Genomic DNA, 22,818 nt, shown 5'->3' on the forward strand with positions numbered 1-22,818 from the left:
CGTTTCGACTGCGCAGGAAGTGGGGCGAATTATAGACTTCCAGAATCTGCCGTCAACCCTTAATTGCGCTTTTCTATCAAACACTTGCAGTACGCCGGAAAACAGCCCGTTTCCTTTCTATATAGGGGAGCAAAACCGCTCCCTCTATATAGAAGAAATCCTCAGAGCACCCCAGCCTCTTTGAAAGCCGCCACCGCGCCAGCATCCAGCCCCAACACCCGCTGCAGAACCTCCAACGTGTGCTCACCCAATAAAGGAGGCGCATTGCGATACTCCACAGGCGTTTCGGACAGACGAATCGGACTCGCCACCTGCGGCACCATCCCGGCCAGCACATGGGGCAGCTCGATCGCCAACCCGCGCGCCTTAACCTGAGGATCCGCAAACATCTGAGCCAGATCATTGATCGGCCCACACGGCACACCTGCTTGCTCCAGCTGCAGCACCCACTCAGCAGTCGTCTTGAACACAGTCGCCTGGCGAATAAGCGGAATCAACACCGCACGATTCGCCACCCGCAACTTGTTGGTCGCAAAGCGTGGATCATCTGCCCACTGCGGCTGACCAGCCACTTCAGCAAACTTGCGAAACTGCCCGTCATTACCCACGGTGAGGATGAAGTCTCCATCCGCCGTAGGAAAGTCCTGATAAGGCACGATATTCGGATGAGCATTACCCAGGCGCTTCGGAGCATTGCCCGTAGTCAGGTAATTCATTGCCTGGTTAGCCAGACAAGCCACCTGAACATCCAACAGCGCCATATCAATATGCTGACCGCCACCGTCGTGATCCCGATGCGCAAGCGCTGCAAGGATCGCCACGGTCGAATAGAGACCGGTCAAAATGTCCGTCAGCGCCACGCCGACTTTCACCGGCCCGGCACCCTCATCCCCTTCGGGTCGCCCCGTCAGACTCATCAGACCGCCGAGCCCCTGGATCATGAAGTCATAACCCGCGCGCTTGGCGTAAGGGCCTGTCTGGCCAAACCCGGTAATCGAGCAATAGATCAGATTCGGATTGATCGCCTTTAGAGACTCATAGTCCAAACCATATGCCGCCAGCCCACCGACCTTGAAATTCTCGATCAGGATGTCCGACTTCGCCGCCAGATCACGCACCAGCTTCTGCCCTTCAGGCCGAGTGAAGTCGATGGTGACCGATTGCTTGTTGCGATTGGCCGACAAGTAATAGGCGGCCTCGCTAGTGTTCTCGCCATAAGCGTCTTTAAGGAAGGGAGGCCCCCAGGCGCGCGTGTCATCGCCATTACCCGGGCGCTCAACCTTGATCACTTCGGCGCCAAGGTCAGCAAGGATCTGCCCGGCCCAGGGCCCGGCCAGCACCCGCGATAAATCCAGTACCCGTAGATGCGAAAGCGCGCCCATGGCCGTTCTCCTATTAATAGAACGCCTGGATGCCAGTCTGCGCACGACCGAGGATCAGTGCATGGACGTCATGCGTACCTTCATAGGTATTCACCACTTCCAGGTTGACCAAGTGGCGAGCAACACCGAACTCATCGGAAATACCGTTACCCCCCAGCATGTCGCGCGCCATGCGAGCAATGTCCAGGGACTTGCCGCAGGAGTTGCGCTTCATCATCGAAGTGATCTCGACCGCTGCAGTACCTTCATCTTTCATACGACCCAGACGCAGACAACCTTGCAGTGCCAGGGTGATTTCAGTCTGCATGTCGGCCAGTTTCTTTTGGATCAGCTGAGTGGCAGCCAAAGGACGGCCGAACTGCTGACGATCCAGGGTGTATTGGCGAGCGGTGTGCCAGCAAAACTCGGCCGCGCCCAGCGCGCCCCAGGAAATGCCGTAACGTGCCGAGTTGAGGCAAGTAAAAGGGCCTTTCAAGCCACGGACATCCGGGAAGATGTTCTCTTCAGGGACAAACACGTTGTCCATGACGATCTCGCCGGTGATGGATGCACGCAGGCCAACCTTGCCGTGAATCGCAGGAGCACTCAGGCCCTTCCAGCCTTTCTCCAGAACGAAGCCGCGGATGTCGCCGGCATCGTCCTTACCCCAGACCACGAACACATCGGCGATCGGGCTGTTGGTGATCCACATCTTGTTGCCGGTGAGGCTGTAGCCGCCTTCCACTTTGCGCGCACGAGTAATCATCGCGCCCGGGTCGGAACCGTGGTTGGGCTCGGTCAGACCGAAGCAACCAATCCATTCGCCTGAAGCCAGTTTCGGCAGGTACTTCTGTTTCTGGGCTTCGGTACCAAATTCATTGATCGGCACCATGACCAGCGAGGACTGCACACTCATCATCGACCGATAGCCGGAGTCGACACGCTCGACCTCACGGGCGATCAGGCCGTAGCTGACGTAGTTCAGGCCGCTTCCACCATACTGCTCAGGGATAGTCGCGCCCAACAGGCCTATTTCGCCCATCTCGCGGAAGATTGCCGGGTCGGTCTTTTCATGGCGGAAAGCTTCGAGAACACGCGGCGCGAGCTTCTGCTGAGCGAATTGCTCAGCGGTGTCGCGGATCATGCGTTCTTCTTCGGTGAGCTGTTGATCCAGCAGCAGGGGATCGATCCAGTTGAAGCTAGCTTTACCGCCCATGAGTGTGTCCTCTCGAATCGGGTCAAATAACGTGGGCTGATCCTAGGCCGGGTTGGGCGTTACGGCAAACGAGGATTTTGCATACTGTTGTGCTAATTTCTCACTCCGAAACATCGCAAAGTAGCTTTTATGCAATGTATTAGTGAGGTTGACGTACATGCGCAGGAAAATCCCCAGCACAACGGCCCTAATCAGCTTTGAAGCGGCAGCTCGCCACGAAAGTTTTACCAAGGCAGCCCAGGAGCTTTCCCTCACTCAAGGCGCCATTTGCCGACAGATCGCCAGCCTTGAGGAGTTCCTCGGCGTAGAACTGTTCCGACGCTCGCGACGCGGAGTCAAGCTGACGGAGGCCGGTCTTTCCTACAGCCGCCGGGTGGCCACCCAACTCGATGCCGTTGAACGGGACACCTTGTCAGTGATGGGCCAGCAAGGCGCCAACGTGATCGAGCTAGCAGTGGTTCCAACCTTTGGCACTCAATGGCTGCTGCCACGACTCAAAGACTTCCAGCAAAAACACCCGGAAGTGACAGTCAACCTCACCAACCGAACGCGGCCCTTCCTGTTTGCCGACACCGACTTCGATGCCGCGATCTATTTTGGCGACGCGGACTGGTCGGGTACCGAATCCCACAGGCTGATGGGTGAAAATCCGATGCCGGTGTGCAGCCCCAACCTCCTTGGGGAAAAGACAAACCTGTCTCCCGGCGACATCGCCGAATTGCCCCTGTTGCAGCAGACCACTCGCCCTTATGCCTGGCGCCAGTGGTTCAACTCCCAAAACCTTAATATCCCTCGAGACATGACAGGGCCGCGCTACGAGCTATTCTCCATGCTTGCCCAAGCGGCCATGCATGATATGGGAATAGCGTTGATTCCACCGTTCCTGATTCAACGTGAACTGGCAGAGAAGCGCCTGGTCATTGCCAACGCGCAGGCGTTATCAAGCATCAAGGCGTATTACTTGATGATTCCCGAGAGAAAGGTCGAATCGGCCTCTTTAAGGGCATTTCGCGATTGGCTGGTCAATCAGGCACAGAGCTATAGCCTAGAAGGATAAAGGCTTTGCGCTATTAGCTGACCCCGTAGTCAGCAACATCAAAGCACTACAGATATAAGTATTTGTCGCATATTCGAAGACTGTACCGACAAGCAGCACAAACGTCCCACAAGGGCCTGAAGACGTGGCCTTGAGTCTCTATTGCGGAGCAATAACGACTCATTCACCTGACCGATGTGTAACTTCTTCAATTTTTACAAGAATCCTTACAAGGCACGGTCTGCAAGGGATTGAACCGGTCAGTTGCGACATTCGGTCACGGGGTGACTTGTAGTTAATTTTCCGTCACCCGTCATAAACCCTTGAAGGGCACTAAGTTCGCCTGCAAAATGCCGCGCCCCGCCCTGATTTGGCGGGATCGTGCTGATCGGCCGCCCCAGCAGCACCATCCGAAGTGCCTGGGTTTACTCAATAAGATCACGCAGGAGATTTGACGTGCACATTGGTGTTCCTCTCGAAACCCAGACGGGTGAAACACGGGTTGCTGCAACCCCGGAAACCATCAAGAAGCTGATCGGCCAGGGTCATAAGGTCACTGTGCAAAGCGGCGCCGGTATTAACGCCAGCGTTGTCGACAGTGCCTATGAAGCGGCAGGCGCGATTATTGGCAGCGCCAACGATGCGTTTGGTGCGGAGCTGATTCTCAAGGTGGTCGCTCCCAGCGACAGCGAGCTGACGCTCATAAAGAGCGGCACCGTTGTGGTAGGCATGCTCAACCCGTTCAGCAATGAAACCATTGCCAAGCTGGCTGAGTGCGGCATTACCGCGTTTGCGCTGGAAGCCGCGCCGCGTACCTCCCGCGCTCAGAGCCTGGATGTGCTGTCCTCCCAAGCCAACATCGCCGGTTATAAAGCCGTGTTGCTGGCCGCTCACCACTATCCACGCTTCATGCCGATGCTGATGACTGCTGCGGGTACCGTGAAAGCGGCGCGCGTACTGATTCTCGGCGCAGGTGTAGCCGGTTTGCAGGCGATCGCTACGGCGAAACGTCTGGGTGCAGTGATCGAAGCGTCTGACGTACGTCCTGCGGTAAAAGAGCAGATCGAGTCCCTCGGCGCCAAGTTCGTCGACGTACCTTACGAAACCGATGAAGAGCGCGAATGCGCCGTTGGTGTCGGCGGTTACGCGCGACCAATGCCCGCCAGCTGGATGCAACGTCAGGCCCTGGCCGTGCACGAACGCGCCAAACAGGCTGACATTGTCATCACCACTGCACTGATCCCGGGCCGCAAGGCACCGACGCTGTTGAGCGCGGAAACCGTGGCGCAGATGAAGCCGGGCTCGGTGGTCATCGACCTCGCGGCAGCCCAGGGCGGTAACTGCCCGCTGACCGTGGCCGATCAGGTCGTCGTCGAGAATGGCGTGATCATTTGCGGCCCGACCAATCTGGCCGGCGCAGTCGCAGCAGACGCTTCGGCACTGTACGCACGCAACCTGCTGGACTTCCTGAAGCTGGTCTTCAACAAAGAAGGCCAGTTCGAGATCAACCTCGAAGACGACATCGTCGCCGCGTGCCTGATGTGCCGCGACGGCCAAGTCATCCGCAAAAACGCCTAAGCAGGGATTCAGACGATGGAAGAGCTTATCTCCCCCGGTATCTACAACCTGATCATCTTCGTGCTGGCGATTTATGTCGGTTATCACGTGGTCTGGAACGTTACACCTGCACTTCACACGCCTTTGATGGCGGTAACCAACGCGATCTCGGCGATCGTGATCGTCGGCGCCATGCTGGCCGCGGCGTTGACCGTCACACCTCTGGGAAAAACCATGGGCACCCTGGCGGTAGCTCTGGCAGCGGTGAACGTATTTGGTGGCTTCCTGGTCACCCGCAGGATGCTTGAGATGTTCAAGAAAAAAGCCCCGAAAGCAGTAAAAGAAGAGGCGCCTAAGTAATGAGCATGAATCTTGTAACGACGCTCTACTTGATCGCGTCGATCTGCTTCATCCAGGCGCTTAAAGGCCTGTCGCACCCGACCACATCCCGACGCGGCAATGTGTACGGCATGCTCGGCATGGCGCTGGCGATCCTCACCACAGTGGGCCTCGTCTATAAGCTGGGCGCCGAGTTGGCCACCGCCGGAATCGGTTACGTCATCGTAGGTCTGTTGGTCGGCGGCACCGCCGGGTCGATCATGGCCAAGCGCGTTGAAATGACCAAAATGCCGGAACTGGTCGCCTTCATGCACAGCATGATCGGTATGGCCGCGGTGTTCATTGCCATCGCCGCTGTGGTTGAGCCGCAATCGCTGGGTATCGTCAAACAACTGGGTGATGCGATCCCCGCCGGTAACCGCCTGGAGCTGTTCCTCGGAGCCGCCATCGGTGCAATCACGTTCTCCGGTTCGGTGATCGCGTTCGGCAAGCTGTCGGGCAAGTACAAGTTCCGCCTGTTCCAGGGCGCACCCGTGCAGTTCGGTGGCCAGCACAAGCTAAACCTGATGCTGGGCCTGGCGACGCTGGGCCTCGGCGTGACCTTCATGCTGACCGGTAACCTGAACGCCTTCGCGCTGATGCTGGCCCTGGCCTTCGTGCTGGGCGTGCTGATCATCATCCCGATCGGCGGTGCGGACATGCCGGTAGTTGTGTCGATGCTCAACAGCTACTCCGGCTGGGCAGCGGCGGGCATCGGCTTCTCGCTGAACAACTCGATGCTGATCATCGCAGGTTCGCTGGTGGGTTCGTCCGGTGCGATCCTCTCGTACATCATGTGCAAAGCGATGAACCGTTCGTTCTTCAACGTACTGCTCGGCGGTTTCGGCAACACGGTAGATGCAACCGGCCCGGCAGGCTCGAAAGAGGCCCGCCCGGTTAAATCCGGTTCGGCTGACGACGCGACCTTCCTGCTGACCAACGCCGACACCGTGATCATCGTTCCGGGTTATGGCCTGGCGGTGGCACGCGCCCAACACTCACTGATGGAGCTGGCGGAGAAGCTGACTCACCGGGGAGTCACCGTGAAGTTTGCGATCCACCCGGTCGCCGGTCGGATGCCAGGGCACATGAACGTCCTGCTGGCCGAAGCCGAAGTGCCTTACGAGCAAGTGTTCGAGATGGATGACATCAACTCCGAGTTCGGCCAGGCCGACGTGGTGCTGGTGCTCGGCGCCAACGACGTGGTCAACCCTGCGGCAAAGAACGATCCTAAATCGCCGATTGCCGGCATGCCGATCCTCGAGGCTTATAAAGCCAAGACCGTGATCGTCAACAAGCGCTCGATGGCCAGCGGCTATGCCGGCCTGGACAACGAACTGTTCTACCTGGACAAAACCATGATGGTCTTCGGCGACGCCAAGAAAGTTATCGAAGACATGGTCAAAGCCATCGAGTAAAACCTGCTCCAACGCAATACCCAAAACCTCAGCCTTTAGTAGGCTGGGGTTTTTTATTGCCCGCTAAAAACCGACCAAAGGCTCTAAATCGGGGCTCTGCATTCGACCATGGTAGCGGGAGGAATTTTTTTGAAATCACTAGACTGCACACCTTGCTTTCGTTGCCCGAGATAACTATCCATGTACCGTGATCGTATTCGCTTGCCTTCGTTGTTGGATAAGGTGATGAGCGCCGCTGACGCTGCCGCTCTGATTGAGGACGGCATGACCGTCGGCATGAGTGGTTTCACCCGCGCCGGCGAAGCCAAAGCCGTGCCCCACGCACTGGCCGAACGCGCCAAAATCACCCCGCTGAAAATCACCCTGATGACCGGCGCGAGCCTGGGCAACGACCTCGATAAACAGCTCACCGAAGCTGGCGTATTGTCACGACGCATGCCGTTCCAGGTCGACAGCACCCTACGCAAGGCCATTAATGCCGGCGAAGTGATGTTCATTGACCAGCACCTCTCGGAAACCGTGGAGCAACTGCGCAACCAGCAGCTAAAACTGCCGGACATCGCGGTGATTGAGGCCGTGGCGATCACCGAGCAGGGCCATATCGTGCCAACCACTTCGGTGGGTAACTCGGCCAGCTTCGCGATTTTCGCCAAACAGGTGATCGTCGAGATCAACCTGGCGCACAACCCGAATCTCGAAGGTCTGCACGACATCTATATCCCGACCTATCGGCCGACCCGTACACCGATTCCGCTGGTCAAGGTTGATGATCGCATTGGCAGCACCGCCATCCCGATTCCGCCGGAAAAGATCGTCGCAATCGTGATCACCAATCAGTCTGACTCGCCGTCTACCGTACTGCCGCCGGACGTTGATACCCAGGCCATTGCCGACCACCTGATCGACTTCTTCAAACAGGAAGTGGCTGCCGGGCGCATGACCAACAAGCTCGGCCCGCTGCAAGCCGGGATTGGCAACATCGCCAACTCGGTGATGTGCGGGTTGATTGACTCGCCATTCGAAGACCTGACGATGTACTCCGAAGTGCTTCAGGACTCGACCTTCGACCTGATCGACGCCGGCAAGCTGAGCTTTGCTTCGGGCAGTTCAATCACCTTGTCGAGCCGTCGCAATACCGATGTTTTCGGCAACCTTGAGCGCTACAAGGACAAACTGGTCCTGCGCCCGCAAGAAATTTCCAACCACCCGGAAGTGGTGCGGCGGCTCGGCATCATCGGCATCAACACGGCGCTTGAGTTCGACTTGTACGGCAACGTCAACTCCACCCACATCTGCGGCACGCGGATGATGAACGGCATCGGCGGCTCGGGCGACTTTGCGCGCAATGCGCATTTGGCGATCTTCGTGACCAAGTCGATCGCCAAGGGCGGCGCAATTTCCAGTGTGGTGCCGATGGTCAGCCACGTTGATCACACTGAGCATGACGTCGACATCCTTGTCACCGAGATCGGTCTGGCGGACTTGCGTGGCCTGGCGCCACGAGAACGCGCTCGAGTCATCATCGACAACTGCGTGCACCCGGACTATCGCCAAGCCCTGGATGACTACTTCACAGCCGCTTGTGCTCTCGGCGGTCACACACCGCACATCCTGCGCGATGCCCTGAGCTGGCACATCAACCTGGAAGAAACCGGGCGAATGCTGGCGGTGTAATTGGTACAGATAGCAGCTGACGCAAACACAGTTTCGTCAGCTTGCTGCTGCCAGACCAAATCAGGAATAAAACTGTACTGCTGTACCGGTCTTTTCCTACCGTAATTGCCTACATTTCTGAGTCAATCCATCAAAAACGCACCATATGAGTGCCGATAGGTACAGTTGCCTCAATTTCGACCAGTACACCACCCTTTAACAGTTAACTGGCCCCTCACAATACAGGTGAACTGTATCTAGAGAGACTGGCCAAACGAGAGGATCATTGGCATCAGTTAAACCACTACCTAATCCCGCCATAAGCGGAAGGATGTCAACCATGGAACGTACACTCAGTTCCGAGCTGTTTTTCGAAGACAACGCTGTAAAAACCCAGGCTTCCACGCCTCTTCGCGTTCTCGCCAACCTGATGCTGTGGCAGCGCCGCATCTCCAGCCGCCATCAACTGGCTCGTCTGGATTCGCGTCTGCTGGCTGACGCAGGGATTAGCGAAGCACAACGCTACGAAGAGCTGAGCAAGCCGTTCTGGCGCTAAGTTAGCGTCGCTGGCTCTGACCCACCGGGTCCACCGCCAGCACTCCTAATTGAAAAAACAAAGCCCGTCGTGGGAAACCACGACGGGCTTTGTCGTTTTGGACCCTTTACATGGGTCATACAGAATAGATACCGCTTAATAGGTACAGTTTTAATAATTCATAAACTGAGCCAGTACAATTTCAGTGCAGTGTGTCTGTTGCGGAAGAGAGGACGGGATCACCATGAATTCCCGAACTGCCAGCAAAAGGACCGCGCAATGAATCACTTACTGGATGTTTCCGTTTCCACGCCTCAATCAACGCCTCGCTCCCACTGGGTTCGTAGATTGCTGAGGGGCCTCGCCAATAGCCTGGAAAGGGCTCGAACCCGGCGTTTGTTGGGCCAACTCAATGACCGGCAACTCTCAGACCTGAACATCAGCCGGGCGGATCGTCTCAACGAATTGGATAAACCATTCTGGCGCTAGCTTCCTGCTTGAACAGACGGGACTGTGCGAACCGATACTCATAGGCCTATATTCAGATGGAACGTGGCGAACGCTGCACGACTGGCGTCTGAATCAACAGACACTGCGCCACCTCTCAATCGGTTTTCCCAAAGGAGTTTCACCATGTCCCGTCTTCGTCTGCTCAGCGCTGCAGCCCTGCTTGCCGTGGCTGCCAATTCCCACGCCACCAGCTTTATCGTGACCACCGACGCCGTCGTCGGTGCGCTCAAGGCCACGTCCGATGCGACCTCAGATGTCACCTCTTCCTTTCGCGATGACAAAATCGTGCGCGCCGCCCGTGACGACGCCGCCAGCTTCGTGGCCAGCGAAGGCGCTATTCGTGGCGTGAAACTGGAAAGCGCACTCGACCATATTCGCCACCAGGCACCTCAGCTGAACGCGACTGACGCACAACTGGCGCAAGCCATACTGACAATCTAAGCGACACCACTGACGTGGGACACGCCAGCCGTGTCCCAATGTTTCGGCGCTGGCTCTAGACCGGGCGTTGCGCTAGCCTTGCGACTCGCCTTCAGCTTTCGAGTCTCATGCGTTTTCTTTCAAATCTGTTGATCTCTCCGCTTTTCGTGGCAGCCTGCTGGGTGGACTCGGTCCATGCCTATGACGCCTTCAATCTGTCTACACAAGGCATCGTGGCCACCGGCTACGCCACAAGCATGGTGACCTCCGCCCCCTTCGACCGTAAGCTGCTAGTCGCGGCACACGATGACGCTGCAGCGTTCATCGCCAGCGACGGCCAACTGCGAGGAGCCCAACTGGAATCCGCCCTGATTTATCTGCGCCGGACCCAGTCAAAACTTCGTGCCAGCGACCTTGAACTGGCGCAGGCAATTCTCGTCCAATAGTTATCCTTGTTCTTACGGAGTCGTTCCATGCGTAACCCTCTGATTGCTGCCGCCCTTGGCCTGCTGTTATCGACCGGTGTGGCCCAGTCGCACACTCTGGTCGCCACCAGTAACATCATCATCAATGCCACCCAACGCACGCTTGATTTCACTTCCGATACCACGACGTCCATCCGTGACTCGAAGATCGTTCGTGAAGCCCACGACGATGCGGCCAGCTTCGTCGCCAGCGATGGCGAGATTCGTGGCGCGCACCTGGAAGCGGCCTTCAACACGTTGCGCACCCGCGTGCCGGAAGCTCGCGACGCCAGTGATCAGGTTCTCGCCGAAGCCATCCTCGCACTGTGAGGTCGCCAGTCGCCTGGCTGTTGGCTGGGGTCATGTTGCTGCTCGGCAACACGGCCCAGGCTGACTTGCAATTAAGGCTTAAAACCGAAGGCCTCAGCCCCGCTCAACAACAGGCCAGTCAGGCGTTGCTAAATGAAGCCATGCAGGCGCTGCCGCCGCGGTTCATCGAGCAGCTCGACCGACGCATCGACGTCGGCTGGACCGATGACATGCCGAGCAACGCTTACGGCCAGGCGTCGCTGGTGTCCGAGCTCGATCTGAACCGCAACCTGCTTGCCAGCCTCACTGACGGCAGCGCCGCGACCAAAAAGACTTATCGCCCCCATGGCACCGTGCGCCGCGAAATGCTTGCCACGGTGTTGCACGAACTCACCCACATCTATGACCGCTCGCGCCTGTGGCCAGACGCAGAGCGCACGCTGATTCAGCGCTGCACCCGGCGCAACAGCAGCACAGGGCTAATTGGCATTCCCGATCAATGCCGCGGCCAGTCCGACCGACGCTTTACGCTCAGCGACGACCCGCACCTGCTCGACCTCGCCGGCTGGCCACAATATGTCGGCCGTCGTGGCGAACGCGAACAGCACAACCGGCAAATTGCCCGCAGCCCGGATATTTACGAGACGAGCAGCCCCAAGGAGTTCGTCGCGGTCAACATGGAGTATTTCCTTCTCGACCCGGCCTACGCCTGTCGCCGACCTGCGTTGTACCGCTACTACAAAGAACATTTCGGCTGGGCGCCCGCCGCTAAAGACACCTGCGGCAAAACCTTCTCCTTTCTCAATGCCGGCAACGATTTCGCCAAAACACCACTGGGCCAGGTCGATCCGGAACGGGTCTACGCCGTCGACTATCTGTTGGCTGAAGCCAACCAGAACTGGGTCAGCCGCTGGGGTCACAGCATGTTGCGGTTGGTGATCTGCGCACCCGGCCGCCCCCGTGGGCCGGATTGTCGGCTGGATCTGGATCAGCATCTGGTGTTGTCCTACCGCGCCTTCGTCGGTGACGTGCAGCTGTCGAGCTGGGACGGACTGGTGGGCAAATATCCGTCACGCCTGTTTGTCCTGCCGCTGGCGCAGGTGATCGACGAATACACCAAGACCGAACTGCGCAGCCTGGCTTCGGTGCCGCTGAACCTGTCGCGCAACGAGATCGAAGACGTGGTGGAGCACGCCGCCGAAATGCACTGGAGTTACGACGGCAACTACTTCTTCCTGTCCAATAACTGCGCTGTAGAAGGCCTGAAGCTACTGCGTAGCAGCACCAACAATACAAAACTGGTCGGGTTGGACAGCATCATGCCCAACGGTTTGCTGGAAGTGCTCAAGGGCCGCGGGCTGGCGGACACCAGCGTGCTGGATGATCCCCGCGAAGCGCTGCGCCTGGGCTATCGATTCGACTCCTTCCGCGATCGTTATCAAGCGATGTTCGAAGTGCTGAAGAAGCACTTGCCGATCAAGCAGGAAAAGGTCGAAGACTGGCTCTCCCTGAAAGCTGAAGAGCGTCGGCAATGGATCGACCAAGCCGATTTGCGCACCAGCGCAGCATTACTGTTACTGGAGCAGGCAGCCTTCCGCCAACAATTGGTGCTGGCCCAGGACGAAGTAAAGCAGCGCTATCTGGGCGCCCGGGAATTGAAGAACGGCGGCATGGACAAGGCCAACGCAACTTTGCAGCAAATTCTTGCCAACAGCGGCTTCCTCAGCCGTCCGGCTGAGCTGCTCGGCACCGGTGGTTATGGATTGCCGCAGCCGAGTGAGTGGCAGCGTCTGGAATCGGAAAGCAGTCTGCGGCAGAAGCAGCTTCAGGCGCTGACAGGCGATCTGGACAAAGAAGTGAGAGCGCTGCTCGAACCGAGCCGTGCGGCCGAAATGGCCGCCAATGAAGCCAACCTGAAGCAGGTTGGCGAGCATCTGAGGAAGTTGCACAAGGCGGCGGGCGGGTTGGAGTTGCCGTAAACAACAGGCTTCGCGGCTAATCCGCGAAGCCTTCAACGCCTACCTGCTATTCAAAGCACCCCTTCGAGAATTTCATAAACGATCCCGGTTTCTACGGCTGATCAGCACTCGCATTCAGCAACGGGGTGGCACTGAGCATCAGCACACCCAGGCTGGCAATCAGACGTTTCGGCATTTTCATCGGGTCTTTCCTCACTGCACATACAGCAAAAAGGGCTTCAGAACGTAGTCCTGAAGCCCTCGGTCTTGCTGTTTAGTCTGTACCGCGAGGCTCTAATTCCTCTGTATCAGGAACTTTACCTTCAGCTGACGCGGGCTTTACGCACGCCGTCTGCCAGAGCCGAGCAAAGGCTCAACACGCCATCAACTGCCTGATCCGGCGTCGAGGCATTGGCGATGTGATCGATCAATGCTGAACCCACCACCACGCCATCAGCCAGACGCGCGATGGACGCCGCTTGCTCCGGTGTACGAATACCGAAACCGATGCTGATCGGCAGATCGGTGTGGCGACGCAGACGCGCAACCGCTTCTTCGACATGCTCCAGCGTCGCCGCGCCCGCACCCGTCACACCGGCAACAGACACGTAATAGACGAAGCCTGAGCTGCCGTTCAGAACGGTCGGCAGACGCACATCATCGGTCGTTGGGGTGGTCAGACGGATGAAGTCCAGACCCGCTGCCTGAGCCGGGTCGCACAGTTCGCCGTTATGCTCGGGCGGCAAGTCGACCACGATCAGACCGTCAACACCGGCCTCTTTGGCGTCGGCGATGAAACGCGGCACGCCATACATGTGGATCGGGTTGAAGTAACCCATCAGCACCAGCGGCGTCTCGGTATTGCCTTCGCGGAACTCGCGAACCATTTGCAGGGTTTTCGCCAGGTTCTGCTTGGCGCCGAGGGCGCGGATGTTGGCCAACTGGATTGCCGGGCCATCGGCCATTGGATCGGTGAAGGGCATGCCCAACTCGATCACGTCGGCACCCGCTCCGGGCAAGCCTTTGAGGATCGCCAGCGAGGTGTCATAGCTCGGGTCGCCAGCGGTCACGAAGGTCACCAGGGCGGCGCGATTCTGTTCCTTGAGTTCGGCAAAACGCGTTTGCAGGCGGCTCATCAGTGTTTCTCCTGCTTGGATTGCTCTTGTTGAGAGTGTTCCATGTGGTGCATTACCGTTTGCATGTCTTTGTCGCCACGACCGGACAGGTTGACCACCATCAGGTGATCTTTCGGCAGCGTCGGTGCGCGCTTGAACACTTCGGCCAGGGCATGGGCGCTTTCCAGTGCAGGAATAATCCCTTCCAGGCGGCAGCATTTGTGGAACGCGTCGAGGGCTTCGTCGTCGGTTACCGAGGTGTACTGTACGCGACCGATGTCATGCAACCATGCGTGTTCCGGGCCAATGCCTGGATAGTCGAGGCCGGCAGAGATCGAGTGAGCGTCGATGATCTGGCCATCGTCGTCCTGCAGCAGGAAGGTACGGTTGCCGTGCAGTACGCCCGGTACGCCGCCGTTCAGGCTGGCCGCGTGCTTGCCGGTTTCGATGCCGTAGCCGGCCGCTTCAACGCCGATGATCTCGACGCTCTTGTCATCAAGGAACGGGTGAAACAGGCCCATGGCGTTGGAGCCGCCTCCGATGCACGCCACCAGGCTGTCTGGCAGACGACCTTCCTGGTCTTGCAGTTGAGTACGGGTTTCTTTGCCGATAACAGCCTGGAAGTCGCGAACCATGGCTGGATAGGGGTGCGGACCGGCCACAGTGCCGATCAGGTAGAAGGTGCTGTCGACGTTGGTCACCCAGTCACGCAGGGCTTCGTTCATCGCGTCCTTCAGGGTGCCGGTACCGGCCACGACCGGGATCACTTCGGCGCCCAGCAGCTTCATGCGGAATACGTTGGCCTGCTGACGTTCGATGTCAGTGGTGCCCATGTAGATTACGCAATCGAGGCCAAAACGCGCAGCCACGGTGGCGGTCGCCACACCGTGCATGCCAGCGCCGGTCTCGGCAATGATGCGTTTCTTGCCCATGCGTCGCGCCAGCAGAATCTGGCCGATGCAGTTGTTGATCTTGTGCGCGCCGGTGTGGTTCAGCTCTTCGCGCTTGAGGTAAATCTTCGCGCCGCCGCAGAACTCTGTGAGACGTTCGGCAAAGTACAGTGGGCTTGGACGACCCACGTAGTCGCGCTGGAAGTAGGCCAACTCTTCTTTGAATGCAGGATCATCCTTGGCCAATTCGTATTCACGGGCCAGATCGAGGATCAACGGCATCAGGGTTTCGGCGACGTAACGGCCGCCGAACGCGCCAAACAGGCCGTTGGCGTCGGGGCCGTTGCGCAGATTAGTCTGGGTCATGGGTCGCTCCAGTTGAATGCGTGGGAAGACAATGGGGTTAACTCTACCCCTGACGCCTCAGGCTGAAAACCGATAAGATCGCTGCAACCTGTCAGGAAAACTCACAGACCTCATGAGCCATGACCTTCCCCCGCTGAACGCCCTTCGGGCCTTCGAAGCGACTGCCCGCCTGAACAGCGTCAGCAAGGCGGCCGAACAGCTGCACGTCACCCATGGTGCGGTCAGCCGGCAACTCAAGGTGCTTGAAGAACACTTGGGCGTAAGCCTGTTTATCAAGGATGGTCGCGGCCTGAAACTCACAGATGCCGGCATTCGTTTACGCGATGCCAGCGGCGAGGCGTTCGAGCGTTTACGGACTGTTTGTGCAGAGCTGACCCAAAGCACCGCCGATGCACCGTTTGTGCTGGGTTGCTCAGGCAGCTTGTTGGCACGCTGGTTTATTCCCAGGCTGGGACGATTGAATGCCGACCTGCCTGACCTGCGCCTGCACCTGTCGGCTGGCGAGGGTGATCTCGATCCACGTCGCCCGGGACTGGACGCCTTGCTGGTGTTTGCCGAGCCACCGTGGCCAGCGGACATGCAAGTCTATGAGTTGGCGAGCGAACGAATCGGCCCGGTCATGAGCCCGCGATTCGCGGGCTACGAACGACTGCAAAACGCACCGCCCGCAGCGCTGCTGAGCGAGCCATTGCTGCACACCACCTCACGCCCGCAGGCCTGGCCAAGCTGGGCACAGCAAAGCGACCTCGACACCAAAGCATTGAAGTACGGACAGGGTTTCGAGCATTTGTATTATTTGCTGGAGGCAGCCGTGGCCGGCCTGGGTGTGGCGATTGCGCCCGAGCCGCTGGTGGCAGAGGACTTGAAGGCCGGGCGCCTGGTTGCGCCATGGGGCTTCAGTGAAACCCCGGCGCAACTGGCGTTGTGGCTACCCAAGCGCGCCGCGGACGGGCGCGCTCGGCAACTGGCGCAGTGGCTCAAAAACGAGCTGCGCCAGACGGATTAGTCACCGCGTTTGAACAGCAGATAAGCCGCGAGCAGACCCAATGCACCGACGGCCACACCCGCTGTCGTCCAAGGGTGTTCCTGGGCGTAGTCCCGCGTGGCAATCCCGGTTTCACGGGTTTTGACTTTGACTTCTTCGTACGCATCGCTGAGCAGATGGCGCGAATGCTTCAGCGCGTTCTCGGCGTTGCTTTTCAAGGCTTTAAGGGTTTTACGCGACTCGTCCGAGGCGTCGTCCTTCAGGTTTTCCAAAGACTTCAGCAGACTCTCGATCTCGGCTTCCATGCTTTGCAATGAGGCTTTACGTAAAGAGGTGTTGGCCATGGTGGCTCTCCTGCATTGATTGAGTTGCGTGTGTTGGTTGGGACTTCAGGGGTTCGAGAAAGTGCAGTAAATCTGAACTTCCACTTCGGATTGGCCGACAGAAGTAATACGAAAAATCACTGCTAGTCTGTATTTCACACCCTGAGGAGAACGCCATGACTGACCATCACACCTACAAGAAAGTCGAACTCGTCGGCTCGTCCACCAGTAGCATTGAAGACGCCATCAACAACGCACTGGCCGAGGCCAGCAAAAGCCTCAAATATATGGAATGGTTTGAAGTGACCGAAACCCGCGGGCACATCAAGGACGGTAAGGCAGCGCACTTTCAGGTGACGCTCAAAGTCGGGTTCCGGATTGCCAGTAGCTGAGTTTGAGCTAATCTTCTGAGTCTGCGCGCTGGCCGAGCGCCATAGGGAATGGCAAAGTGCTACATATGTAAATCCGGCTGATTGCTGGGTGCCCCTATTGATCCGACCAGGGAATGCGACCGATGAAGAATTTTATTTTGGCAGTAGGCTTGTTGAGTCTCGCGGGAACAGCCCTGGCTCATGGCAAGTCGTGCGAAGAGCTGAAAGCCGAAATCACCGCGAAACTTGATGCCAAGGGCATTTCTAATTATTCACTGGAAATCGTCGATAAAGGCGCTGCCGCTGACGGCAAAGTCGTCGGCACCTGTGAAAAAGGTTCCAAGCAAATCGTCTACAAGCAGGGCTGAACTCCCTCGAAATTAAAAAAGCCGACGCAATGACGTCGGCTTTTTTGTGCTCGCTATTTGAGCGTCAGCCCTTCATGACCTGGGCCAGCAGCTCATAGGAGTGCACACGATCAGCATGCTCGTACAGGTCGCAGGTAAAAATCAGCTCGTCCGCCTGGGTCTGCTCGATCAGCACCTCCAGTTTGGCGCGGATTTTCTGCGGACTGCCAACCATCGCCAGACCAAGGAAATCGCCGACCGCCTCTTTCTCATGAGGCAGCCACAGGCCGTCCATGGTTTTTACCGGCGGACGTTGCACCAGGCTCTGGCCACGCATCAACGCCAGGATGCGCTGATAGACCGAGGTCGCCAGATAATCGGCCTGCTCGTCGGTGTCGGCAGCCACCAAGGGCACACCGAGCATTACGTAGGGCTTATCCAATATTGCTGAAGGCTTGAAGTGATTGCGGTAGACGCGAATGGCCTCATGCATGAAGCGCGGTGCGAAATGTGAGGCGAAGGCGTAGGGCAAACCGCGTTCACCCGCCAGTTGTGCACTGAACAGGCTGGAGCCCAGCAGCCAGACCGGGACATTGGTACCGGTGCCTGGCATTGCGATGATCCGCTGGTCCGGGGTCCGCGGGCCGAGGTAACGCATCAGTTCGGCCACATCTTCCGGAAACTCGTCGGCGCTGCCGGAGCGTTCACGACGCAAGGCGCGGGCGGTCATCTGGTCGGAACCGGGTGCACGGCCCAAGCCCAGGTCGATCCGGCCCGGGTACAGACTTTCGAGCGTGCCGAACTGCTCGGCGATCACCAGCGGCGCGTGGTTGGGCAACATCACACCGCCCGAGCCAACACGAATGGTCGAGGTGCCGCCAGCCAGGTAGCCAAGCAGTACCGAGGTCGCCGAACTGGCAATGCCATCCATGTTGTGGTGCTCGGCAACCCAGAAGCGGTTGTAGCCGAATTTTTCGACGTGTTGCGCCAGGTCCAGGGAATTGCGCAGCGACTGGGCCGCGCTGCCGTTCTCCCGCACGGGCACCAGATCGAGGGTCGAGAACTTGATATCGGACAGTCGTTTCATAAGCCTGCTTCTCCAATTGAGGGCGCAGGTTTTTTCTTACAAACGAAAACCTGCCGAATCTATAAGCGTGATTCATGCAATGAGGGCATATACCCGAGTTTCAATGGCAGAGCCAAAATTCCTACGAAATAAGAGGACCGATCAGATCATGTGAACTTTGCACCACGGTCTATCCTCAGAACCCTAGCAACCGAAAACCATAAAGGCGCGACGCTTCGCGCCGGATCTTGAGGAGGCAGACATGGCTATTACGAAGAAAGCATCGGCTCATTGGGAAGGTGACCTGAAAACCGGCATCGGCTCGATTTCCACGGAAACCGGTGTCCTCAGAGAAGCACCCTACGGCTTCAAGGCGCGCTTCGAAGGCGGCAAGGGTACCAATCCGGAGGAGCTGATCGGCGCAGCACACGCAGGCTGCTTCTCCATGGCGTTTTCGATGATTCTCGGCGATGCCGGTCTCAAGGCTGACAGCATCGATACCAATGCCGAAGTCACCCTGGACCAGGTGGACGGCGGTTTCGCAATCACGGCAGTGAAATTGATCCTCAAAGCGAAGATTCCTGGGGCGACTCAGGCTCAATTTGAGGAACTGAGCAATAAAGCCAAAGAAGGCTGCCCGGTTTCCAAAGTGTTGAATGCGAAAATCAGCCTGGATGCAACGTTGGTCAGCTAGATTCGCGTTGAAACGAAAAGATCGCAGCCTTCGGCAGCTCCTACAGATCACTCGATCCATGTAGGAGCTGGCGCAGCCTGCGATCTTTTTTGCGCTAAAACAAAACCTGGCTGGCGTAACTGTGGTCGAATAAATGACAGCAGCAGAAACGCATCTACGTGCGCGCTGCCTCAAAGGAGCTTCAACCATGAAACGTTTTGCCTTGGCGATTATCTGTTGCGCGCTGGCCACATCGGCCCTGGCGGCAACGAAATCCTGTGAAGAACTCAAGGCCGAGATTGAAGCCAAGATCCAGGCCAATAACGTCTCGTCCTACACGCTGGAAATCGTCACCAACGACGAAGTACACGATCAGAATATGGTCGTTGGCTCGTGCGAAGGGGGTACGAAGAAAATCATCTACCAGAAGAACGACCGCTGATTCACCTCATATGAGGCAATAGGACTCTCGATCTTCCGCGACGATTTCACGCTTGGCGTTGTACAACCGGGCGCCGGGGGTGAACGCTATCGAACGGCCTTCCAGCACATAACGCTGGCCGGCTTCGAAATGATCGTAGTTGATGGTCAGGTAGCACAAGCGTTCCGAGGGGCCGTTCATCATGCCCAGGCCCCCACCACCGGGCACTTCAAAGTCGAATCGAACAATCAGCTCATGGCTACCGGGGGTGACTTGGAAAAAACGCCCGTCGCGCAACCGCTGATTGTCCAGTCGTTCGGCCATCAGCAATTTATCGTTGGGGAATGGCGTAGAAAACTCGACCCAGGCCATCTGCGGATTAACCGCTGGCAACGGGCTCTGGCAGCCAGCAACGATGCTTGCAGCAAGTAACAGCGTTAACCTGCGCATGATGATTTTCTCAAGGACTAGTCCTTTAGAATAACGCCGATCAGGTGCGTTGGCAGCCTGCCGGTACACCCTGGCCAATCACTTTTCGCTGCTGATCATAGAGTTTTGCCCACGGCCGAAAACCGATATTCCCCGCTTGCAGCTGATACCGCTCGCCGGCATTGAAGTCCTTGAATTTCACGTTCAACTGGCAATCACGCCATAGCGGCTCTGCGTCTGGTCCGATGTTGGTTGGTGCGACCGGGAATTGGTAACGAACCGTCAACTCATGGCTACCCGGCTGAACCTCGAAATAGCGCTTGTCGGTGGCGGCTTTGTCATCGACTTCCAGCGCTTGCAGCGCGGTGTCTTCCTGCTTCGAATCCAGGTCGATCCACGCTTGAGCCGGATCATGGGGGGGTAAACCGAATCCAGCACAACCTGCCAGCATCAGCAGGCTTCCTGTCAGCATCAACGTGCGCATAGCGGAGCTCCAGTCAGGCGGGATAGTCTTGCGGGCAGACTCTCCAGGGATGATTCATTTTGATCAGGCCGCTTCCAAGCCTTGGGTTACTTGATCGCGTTTTACGCATTTTGTTTCCGGGCGTGTTGTTTTTGTTTCTCAACGGTTGCGCCGGCGTCAGCTATTACGGCCAATTGGCCAGTGGTCAGCTGCAATTGCTGCGGGCACGCGAGCCGGTTTCCAGAGTGATTGCCGATCCCGGTCGCGATCAACTATTGCGTGCGCACCTGACTCAATCGCAGAAGGCCCGCACGTTCGCCAGCCAACAGCTGCAGCTGCCGGATAACCAGAGTTACCGTGTGTACGCCGACATTGGCCGGCCGTTCGTAGTCTGGAACGTGTTTACCACGCCGGAATTTTCCCTGACACCACAGAACCATTGCTTCCCGATCGCCGGTTGCGTCGCCTACCGCGGTTATTACAGTCAGAGCGCGGCCCGCGGTGAAGCTGCATTGCAACGATTGCAAGGTATGGACGTGTCGATCGGCGGCGTCGAGGCTTATTCGACGCTCGGCTGGTTCAACGATCCGATTATCAGTTCGATGATGGCCTGGGGTGACGAACGATTGGCCACGCTGATCTTCCATGAACTGGCGCATCAACGTTTTTATGTGAAGGACGACACCGAGTTCAATGAGTCTTTCGCCACCTTCGTCGAACAGGAAGGCACCCGCCAATGGCGTGCATTCCGCGGCCTGGCGCCAGACAGCGGCGCGCAGGTGCAGCAACGGGACCAGTTCATTCAATTGGTTCTGGATACCCGCACGCGACTCGAACGGCTGTACACCCTGCCCCTGCCCGCCGACCAGATGCGCCAGCGCAAAGCCGACGAGTTCGAACGATTGCGGGGTGAATACCGGCAACTGCGCGACAGCCAATGGGCTGGGGACAAACGCTATGACGCGTGGATCAATGCGCCAATGAACAATGCCCGGCTGTTGCCATTTGGGCTGTACGACCAATGGGTGCCGGCGTTTGCGGCGTTGTTCAGACAGGCGGGAGGGGATTGGATGAAGTTTTATGCGGCAGTCGAGAAGCTTGGTGCGTTGCCGGTTGCAGAACGTAAGGCGGCTTTGAAGACATTGGTTGGAGCATAAAACTTCAGTGGCGGAGCGGGCCTCTTCGTCGGAACGCCGCCCGGAGCAAGCTCGCTCCCACATTAGATTTGTAAACACTGGTCCACTGTGGGAGCGAGCTTGCTCGCGATGGCGATCGACCTAACGCTGCAAAAACGCCTGATGCATCTCTTCCAGCGTCTCGAAGTGATAAGCCGGGGCTTCAGCACTCAACTCTTCCCGACTGCCAAAACCATAACCCACCGCCACCGCATCCAGCCCGTTGCTGCGTGCACCGATCAGGTCGTGTTTACGGTCGCCGATCATCAGGGTGTTGGCCGGGTCCAGGCCTTCTTCGGCCATCAAGTGGGCGATCAGCTCGACTTTGTTGGTCCGGGTTCCATCCAGTTCGCTGCCATAGATCACTTTGAAGTGCTTGGCGAAGTCGAAGTGCCGGGCAATTTCCCGGGCAAAAATCCAAGGTTTGGACGTCGCGATGTACAGCTGTCGCCCCTGCCCGCCGAGGGTTTCCAACAGTGGTGTGACGCCGTCGAATACGCGGTTCTCATACAGACCGGTGACCTTGAAGCGTTCGCGATAGAAGTTGACCGCTTCCCAGGCCTTGGGCTCGTCGAAGTCGTAGAACTGCATGAACGCCTGCAACAACGGCGGGCCAATGAAGTGTTCAAGTTTGGTCAGGTCGGGCTCATCGATGCCCAGTTTGCTCAAGGCGAACTGGATCGAACGGGTGATGCCTTCCCGTGGATCCGTCAGCGTGCCATCGAGGTCGAACAATACGGTTTGGTAATGCATGAAAATTCCTGAGCAAGTGCCGGACGCTTTTTGTTACTAGGGATTTAGAGCTGATCGTAGCCTTCGGCCAGATGCAAATTCTTGAGCTTCACGTAATTCGCCGCGCTGTAGGTGAAAAAGGCTTTTTCCTTGTCAGTCAGCGGCCGAACCTGTCTCACCGGGCTACCCACATAAAGGAAGCCGCTTTCCAGGCGCTTGCCCGGCGACACCAGGCTGCCAGCACCGATGATCACATCGTCCTCGACCACCGCGCCGTCCATGACGATGCTGCCCATGCCGATCAAAACCCGGCTGCCCACGCTGCAACCGTGAAGCATCACTTTATGCGCGATGGTCACGTCGTCGCCAATCAACAACGGAAAGCCATCGGGATTGAACGGCCCGGCGTGGGTAATGTGCAGCACGCTGCCATCCTGAACACTGGTGCGCGCACCGATGCGGATGCGGTGCATGTCGCCGCGGATCACCGTCAGCGGCCAGACGGAGCTGTCTTCGCCGATTTCGACGTCGCCGATCACCACCGCCGAGCCGTCGACAAAAGCGCCTTTGCCCAGCAGCGGCGTGTGGTTCTGATACTTGCGAAGGGTCACGATAGGATCTCTCTCTTTTGCTGATAGCTGCGGTGA

At 57.8% G+C, this 22,818-nt stretch carries 27 protein-coding genes and 1 pseudogene; 17 read left to right on the forward strand and 11 right to left on the reverse strand.

Annotated elements, in window-relative coordinates; all coding sequences use genetic code 11:
- Nucleotides 1-161: 161 nt before the first annotated feature.
- Together WLY71_RS15440 and WLY71_RS15445 are read right to left on the reverse strand one after the other, a co-directional pair.
- Nucleotides 162-1,382 carry a CaiB/BaiF CoA transferase family protein gene (locus WLY71_RS15440; protein ID WP_123369329.1) on the reverse strand — a complete coding sequence of 407 codons (1,221 nt, stop codon included), beginning with the start codon at nt 1,380-1,382 and terminating at the stop codon, nt 162-164.
- A 13-nt stretch (nt 1,383-1,395) separates the two neighbouring features.
- Nucleotides 1,396-2,577, reverse strand: coding sequence for an acyl-CoA dehydrogenase (locus WLY71_RS15445; protein WP_123369330.1), 1,182 nt, complete (start codon nt 2,575-2,577; stop codon nt 1,396-1,398).
- A 157-nt stretch (nt 2,578-2,734) separates the two neighbouring features.
- Between WLY71_RS15445 and WLY71_RS15450 the strand changes: the two genes are divergently transcribed.
- The 11 genes from WLY71_RS15450 (at nt 2,735) to WLY71_RS15500 (ending at nt 12,836) form a co-directional block, all read left to right on the forward strand.
- Nucleotides 2,735-3,634, forward strand: coding sequence for a LysR family transcriptional regulator (locus WLY71_RS15450; RefSeq protein WP_347804225.1), 900 nt, complete (start codon nt 2,735-2,737; stop codon nt 3,632-3,634).
- 435 nt (nt 3,635-4,069) lie between these two features.
- Complete coding sequence (locus WLY71_RS15455) at nt 4,070-5,191, forward strand: Re/Si-specific NAD(P)(+) transhydrogenase subunit alpha (protein WP_008154472.1); 1,122 nt, start codon at nt 4,070-4,072, stop codon at nt 5,189-5,191.
- 15 nt (nt 5,192-5,206) lie between these two features.
- Nucleotides 5,207-5,530: an NAD(P) transhydrogenase subunit alpha part 2 gene (locus WLY71_RS15460; RefSeq protein WP_003187010.1), complete on the forward strand. Its 324-nt coding sequence runs from the start codon at nt 5,207-5,209 to the stop codon at nt 5,528-5,530.
- Nucleotides 5,530-6,966, forward strand: a complete 1,437-nt coding sequence (locus WLY71_RS15465) for an NAD(P)(+) transhydrogenase (Re/Si-specific) subunit beta (protein WP_347804226.1) — start codon at nt 5,530-5,532, stop codon at nt 6,964-6,966. The genes WLY71_RS15460 and WLY71_RS15465 overlap by 1 nt, the downstream gene beginning before the upstream one ends.
- Nucleotides 6,967-7,146: 180 nt before the next feature.
- A complete protein-coding gene (scpC, locus tag WLY71_RS15470; RefSeq protein ID WP_347804227.1) occupies nt 7,147-8,640 on the forward strand; it encodes a succinyl-CoA:acetate CoA-transferase ScpC in 1,494 nt (497 codons plus the stop codon).
- Nucleotides 8,641-8,959: 319 nt separating this feature from the next.
- Entirely contained in the window at nt 8,960-9,175 is a 216-nt protein-coding gene (locus WLY71_RS15475) for a DUF1127 domain-containing protein (RefSeq protein WP_008154465.1), read from the forward strand.
- A gap of 258 nt (nt 9,176-9,433) precedes the next feature.
- Nucleotides 9,434-9,643: a DUF1127 domain-containing protein gene (locus WLY71_RS15480; RefSeq protein WP_347804228.1), complete on the forward strand. Its 210-nt coding sequence runs from the start codon at nt 9,434-9,436 to the stop codon at nt 9,641-9,643.
- A gap of 144 nt (nt 9,644-9,787) precedes the next feature.
- On the forward strand, nt 9,788-10,105 hold the full coding sequence (locus WLY71_RS15485) for a DUF2388 domain-containing protein (protein WP_008044656.1): 318 nt from the start codon (nt 9,788-9,790) through the stop codon (nt 10,103-10,105).
- Nucleotides 10,106-10,212: 107 nt separating this feature from the next.
- Nucleotides 10,213-10,530, forward strand: coding sequence for a DUF2388 domain-containing protein (locus WLY71_RS15490; RefSeq protein ID WP_347804229.1), 318 nt, complete (start codon nt 10,213-10,215; stop codon nt 10,528-10,530).
- 27 nt (nt 10,531-10,557) lie between these two features.
- On the forward strand, nt 10,558-10,878 hold the full coding sequence (locus WLY71_RS15495) for a DUF2388 domain-containing protein (RefSeq protein WP_347804230.1): 321 nt from the start codon (nt 10,558-10,560) through the stop codon (nt 10,876-10,878).
- A complete protein-coding gene (locus tag WLY71_RS15500; RefSeq protein ID WP_347804231.1) occupies nt 10,875-12,836 on the forward strand; it encodes a DUF7844 domain-containing protein in 1,962 nt (653 codons plus the stop codon). Before WLY71_RS15495 ends, WLY71_RS15500 begins: the two co-directional genes overlap by 4 nt.
- 97 nt (nt 12,837-12,933) lie before the next feature.
- On the opposite strand, the pseudogene WLY71_RS31365 reads toward WLY71_RS15500, so the two are convergent.
- The 3 genes and pseudogenes from WLY71_RS31365 to trpB form a co-directional block, all read right to left on the reverse strand.
- Nucleotides 12,934-13,017: pseudogene (locus WLY71_RS31365) on the reverse strand (anti-virulence regulator CigR family protein); the annotation flags it as partial.
- A 121-nt stretch (nt 13,018-13,138) separates the two neighbouring features.
- Nucleotides 13,139-13,951: a tryptophan synthase subunit alpha gene (gene trpA / locus WLY71_RS15505; RefSeq protein ID WP_008152530.1), complete on the reverse strand. Its 813-nt coding sequence runs from the start codon at nt 13,949-13,951 to the stop codon at nt 13,139-13,141.
- Nucleotides 13,951-15,186 carry a tryptophan synthase subunit beta gene (gene trpB / locus WLY71_RS15510; protein WP_134421205.1) on the reverse strand — a complete coding sequence of 412 codons (1,236 nt, stop codon included), beginning with the start codon at nt 15,184-15,186 and terminating at the stop codon, nt 13,951-13,953. Before trpB ends, trpA begins: the two co-directional genes overlap by 1 nt.
- 112 nt (nt 15,187-15,298) lie before the next feature.
- Here trpB and WLY71_RS15515 point away from each other — a divergent pair, with 112 nt between their 5' ends.
- On the forward strand, nt 15,299-16,192 hold the full coding sequence (locus WLY71_RS15515) for a LysR family transcriptional regulator (protein ID WP_347804232.1): 894 nt from the start codon (nt 15,299-15,301) through the stop codon (nt 16,190-16,192).
- On the opposite strand, the gene WLY71_RS15520 is transcribed toward WLY71_RS15515, so the two are convergent.
- Complete coding sequence (locus WLY71_RS15520) at nt 16,189-16,515, reverse strand: ElaB/YgaM/YqjD family protein (protein ID WP_008152522.1); 327 nt, start codon at nt 16,513-16,515, stop codon at nt 16,189-16,191. The two genes, WLY71_RS15515 and WLY71_RS15520, sit on opposite strands and share 4 nt — an antisense overlap.
- Nucleotides 16,516-16,670: 155 nt before the next feature.
- Here WLY71_RS15520 and WLY71_RS15525 point away from each other — a divergent pair, with 155 nt between their 5' ends.
- Together WLY71_RS15525 and WLY71_RS15530 are read left to right on the forward strand one after the other, a co-directional pair.
- Nucleotides 16,671-16,886 carry a dodecin gene (locus WLY71_RS15525; protein ID WP_008027736.1) on the forward strand — a complete coding sequence of 72 codons (216 nt, stop codon included), beginning with the start codon at nt 16,671-16,673 and terminating at the stop codon, nt 16,884-16,886.
- A gap of 122 nt (nt 16,887-17,008) precedes the next feature.
- On the forward strand, nt 17,009-17,233 hold the full coding sequence (locus WLY71_RS15530; RefSeq protein ID WP_347804233.1) for a DUF1161 domain-containing protein: 225 nt from the start codon (nt 17,009-17,011) through the stop codon (nt 17,231-17,233).
- A gap of 64 nt (nt 17,234-17,297) precedes the next feature.
- Here WLY71_RS15530 and WLY71_RS15535 read toward each other — a convergent pair whose 3' ends face one another.
- Nucleotides 17,298-18,299 carry an LLM class flavin-dependent oxidoreductase gene (locus tag WLY71_RS15535; RefSeq protein WP_095126740.1) on the reverse strand — a complete coding sequence of 334 codons (1,002 nt, stop codon included), beginning with the start codon at nt 18,297-18,299 and terminating at the stop codon, nt 17,298-17,300.
- A 241-nt stretch (nt 18,300-18,540) separates the two neighbouring features.
- Here WLY71_RS15535 and WLY71_RS15540 point away from each other — a divergent pair, with 241 nt between their 5' ends.
- Nucleotides 18,541-18,972, forward strand: coding sequence for an OsmC family protein (locus tag WLY71_RS15540; RefSeq protein WP_008152515.1), 432 nt, complete (start codon nt 18,541-18,543; stop codon nt 18,970-18,972).
- 187 nt (nt 18,973-19,159) lie between these two features.
- Entirely contained in the window at nt 19,160-19,393 is a 234-nt protein-coding gene (locus WLY71_RS15545) for a DUF1161 domain-containing protein (RefSeq protein ID WP_074872359.1), read from the forward strand.
- 6 nt (nt 19,394-19,399) lie between these two features.
- Here the strand turns inward: WLY71_RS15545 and WLY71_RS15550 are convergent, their stop codons facing one another.
- Nucleotides 19,400-19,822, reverse strand: coding sequence for a PA0061/PA0062 family lipoprotein (locus WLY71_RS15550; RefSeq protein ID WP_347804234.1), 423 nt, complete (start codon nt 19,820-19,822; stop codon nt 19,400-19,402).
- A gap of 40 nt (nt 19,823-19,862) precedes the next feature.
- Nucleotides 19,863-20,285 carry a PA0061/PA0062 family lipoprotein gene (locus tag WLY71_RS15555; protein WP_347804235.1) on the reverse strand — a complete coding sequence of 141 codons (423 nt, stop codon included), beginning with the start codon at nt 20,283-20,285 and terminating at the stop codon, nt 19,863-19,865.
- Nucleotides 20,286-20,344: 59 nt separating this feature from the next.
- Between WLY71_RS15555 and WLY71_RS15560 the strand changes: the two genes are divergently transcribed.
- Nucleotides 20,345-21,421, forward strand: a complete 1,077-nt coding sequence (locus tag WLY71_RS15560) for an aminopeptidase (RefSeq protein WP_347804236.1) — start codon at nt 20,345-20,347, stop codon at nt 21,419-21,421.
- Nucleotides 21,422-21,541: 120 nt separating this feature from the next.
- Here the strand turns inward: WLY71_RS15560 and WLY71_RS15565 are convergent, their stop codons facing one another.
- Nucleotides 21,542-22,192 (reverse strand): HAD family hydrolase, encoded by a 651-nt coding sequence (locus tag WLY71_RS15565; RefSeq protein WP_347804237.1) that lies wholly within the window; start codon nt 22,190-22,192, stop codon nt 21,542-21,544.
- 44 nt (nt 22,193-22,236) lie between these two features.
- The gene (locus tag WLY71_RS15570; protein WP_347804238.1) at nt 22,237-22,782 is read right to left on the reverse strand and encodes a gamma carbonic anhydrase family protein; all 546 of its coding nucleotides are present in this window, start codon (nt 22,780-22,782) and stop codon (nt 22,237-22,239) included.
- Nucleotides 22,783-22,818: the final 36 nt, after the last annotated feature.

Origin of the sequence: Pseudomonas rossensis, assembly GCF_039888995.1 — a bacterium.
GTDB classification, from domain to species: Bacteria; Pseudomonadota; Gammaproteobacteria; order Pseudomonadales; family Pseudomonadaceae; genus Aquipseudomonas; species Aquipseudomonas rossensis.